General features: G+C 68.5%; 3 protein-coding genes and 1 pseudogene. All 4 read right to left on the bottom strand.

Annotated elements, in window-relative coordinates; translation table 11 throughout:
- Window positions 1-1,160 (bottom strand): type II toxin-antitoxin system HipA family toxin (locus AC08ON_RS16335; protein ID WP_476617276.1); only part of this gene is annotated, 1,160 nt, incomplete at its 3' end.
- A complete protein-coding gene (locus AC08ON_RS16330) occupies window positions 1,160-1,474 on the bottom strand; it encodes a helix-turn-helix domain-containing protein (RefSeq protein WP_476608374.1) in 315 nt (104 codons plus the stop codon). The genes AC08ON_RS16330 and AC08ON_RS16335, both read right to left, overlap by 1 nt.
- 64 nt (window positions 1,475-1,538) lie before the next feature.
- Window positions 1,539-2,117, bottom strand: a pseudogene (locus AC08ON_RS16325) (IS5 family transposase); the annotation flags it as partial.
- Window positions 2,118-2,129: 12 nt separating this feature from the next.
- Window positions 2,130-2,417 (bottom strand): transposase, encoded by a 288-nt coding sequence (locus AC08ON_RS16320; RefSeq protein WP_476608375.1) that lies wholly within the window; start codon window positions 2,415-2,417, stop codon window positions 2,130-2,132.
- Between the last annotated feature and the right edge of the window lie 149 nt (window positions 2,418-2,566).

Here is a 2,566-nt window from a genome sequence, read left to right as displayed (position 1 = left end):
GCGGCCTGCCGCCAGCCCGCCGTGGCGGTCTCCACCTCCCTGACGAGGTCGCGGGCCCTCGGCGGCGACAAGCGGAAGTAGTTGCCCACCGACAGCGCGAGGTCGATGCTTGCGTCGGTGTTGTCGAGATCGACGGCCGTGCTCAGCCGGGCCGGGTTGTCCGGATTGGGGTTGAGGTCGTAGGCAGGAGAGAGCGCCCAGCCGTCTCGCTCGCGCAGGAACGCGTGATTGCGCAGGTGGTCGTCGGTGTTCCCGGTCAGGATGGAGAACAGGATCCGCCGGTAGAGCTCACGCAGGTCGGCGTCAGCTCTCGGCGAGTAGCGTTCGATCACCTCGGCGATCTCGAGGTAGCTGCGGAGGTCCCCGTCGGAGGCCTCGAGCATTGTCAGGGCGCTTGCGAACCCCAGGCGCCGCGCGCCGATGCGGTCGAAGCGGCTCAGGAGTAGTACGTGCCGGCCGGTGACGGTCAGCAGTTCCGACTCCGCCACGGTAAGCCCCGCTCTGCGAGCGAGTCTCAGTTGGATCTCCTCCCAACCGGCCACGTCCCATTCGTCACTGTCCGAACGTGGGAACTTGGCGATCGAGAGCCGCCCGGACACGTCCCGCACCGCTGCCTTGGGGCGCGCGCCGCCGAGCGAGCTACCTGCGTCGATGAGGTCCGCGAGGTCGTGGTCGAAGCCGCCCTCCGCGCGGACGCGGTCGGCTGCTCGCATGAGCCGGGCCAGGTCGATCAGCCGTGGGACCGCGTGCCGGTGCGTCGAATAGTAGGTGGCGGTCGCCGGCTGGCGGAACCTGACATCTCCCTGGCGGGTGTCGTCGCGGACGCCGAGAAGGAAGTCGGCCTTACCGAGAGTGCGAGGTGTGGTCTCGGCGGCGCGGGCGCGCTCGCGCTCCTCACGCCTCATGAGGTTCTCACCCCATCGGTCGGGGGCGCTGTCGGCGAACGCGTTGAAGATGGCCGACCCCGCCGGCGTGTGGAAGACGCCGGCGGCTCTGGCCAGCGCCGGGTCGAGGTCGTATCCGGCCGGGTTGGTCAGGTAGGCGTCGGCATATCGGAACGTGGCGCTCTGTCCGCCGCGGTTGTGAAGCCACAACGTCCCTGCGGCGGTCTCCTGCCCGTCGATCTCGACGGTGACCTCGACAGGATCCCGTCCGGCCATCAGCGCCGTACTCGCTTGGGGAGGATCTCGTCCATGCGCAGCCGGCCGACGTCGGTCTCGTACGGGTCGGTGGCCCTGACGACGGCATCCATGATCCCGATGGTGCGTAGCACCCTGAACAGGTTCTCGGTGCTCGCGGTGCCCTTGCCCTGCTCGATGGCGCGCAGCGTGTCCCGGGAGATCCCGGCTCGCTGGGCGACCTGGGCTGCGGTCAGCCGGTTCAGCTTCCGCCAGGTCAACACATGCTCGCCGAGCAGACGCAGCGACCGCGCCACCGACAACGGCGTGGCATGCGAGGCCCTGTCACCGACCATAGCCAGCATCATATGAGCCTACGGCGGTTAAGTTCGCCGTTAAGAGCGCGTCTGAAAACTCGGGTCACCAGTCACCGGTGCGTCCGAGGCGATGGGACATGACCATGATCATGGCGATGTAGACCATCGCCTCGTGGCTCTCGGGCAGGGTCTCGTAGTCACGCACGCACCGGCGGTGCTTGTTGATCCAGCCGTAGGTCCGTTCGACGACCCAGCGACGTGGCAGGACCACGAACCCGGCGACGTTGTCCGTCCGCTTGACGATCTGGACGGTGAGGTTGAGGGTCATGGCCGCCCAGGTCACGAGCCGTCGGGCGTAGCCGCCGTCGGCCCAGACGTGGCGGACCGTGCCGAAACCATCGCGCAGGGCGGCGAGCGCGCGGTGCGCGCCGTCCCGGTCCTGGATGCTCGCGGCCGTCACGACGACGGCGAGGAGCAGGCCGTTGGAGTCTGTGGCGATGTGCCGTTTGCGGCCTTTGGTCTTCTTGGCGGGGTCGTAGCCGGCGGTCGAGGAGGGCACCGTGTCGGCGGCGCGCACGGTCTGTGAGTCCATGATCGCGGCGGTCGGTGGCGGGTCGCGCCCAGTGTGCACGCGAAGCGCGTCACGCAGGCAGTCGTGCACCCGCTGCCACACGCCTGCCGTCGCCCACCGCCGCTAGATGTCGTAGATGGTCTTGGCGGGTGGGAAGTCGTGCGGGAGTTGCGCCCAGGCGATCCCGCCGCGGACCAGATAGAAGATCGTGTCGAGGACGGTCCGGCGCGGCCACTTCTCCGGCCGACCACCCTTGCCGGTGGCGCTGCCTGGTAGCGGCAGCAGCGGCTCGATGAGCGCCCACCGGGCATCGGTCGTCGATGACGATGGGTAGAACGGACACGGCTCGGTTGTGACAGGGGTCGCCTCGGCGTGGGCCGGGCATAGCGGACACAGGCAGGTCGGGGACACTGGTGCACGGGCTCCTGGCGGACCGGGTTGGCGTGAGAACCACCAGTCCTACCGGGAGCCCACCCATTTTCGATCAAGATTCGCCCACCAGCCGCCCAGTTCCCAGACGCGCTCTTAGCTTGTCGTTTAACCTTCGGGTGTCACTCTGT

Source organism: Frankia sp. CoWAU3, assembly GCF_977971855.1.
This window is presented reverse-complemented; position numbering and strand designations above follow the sequence as displayed.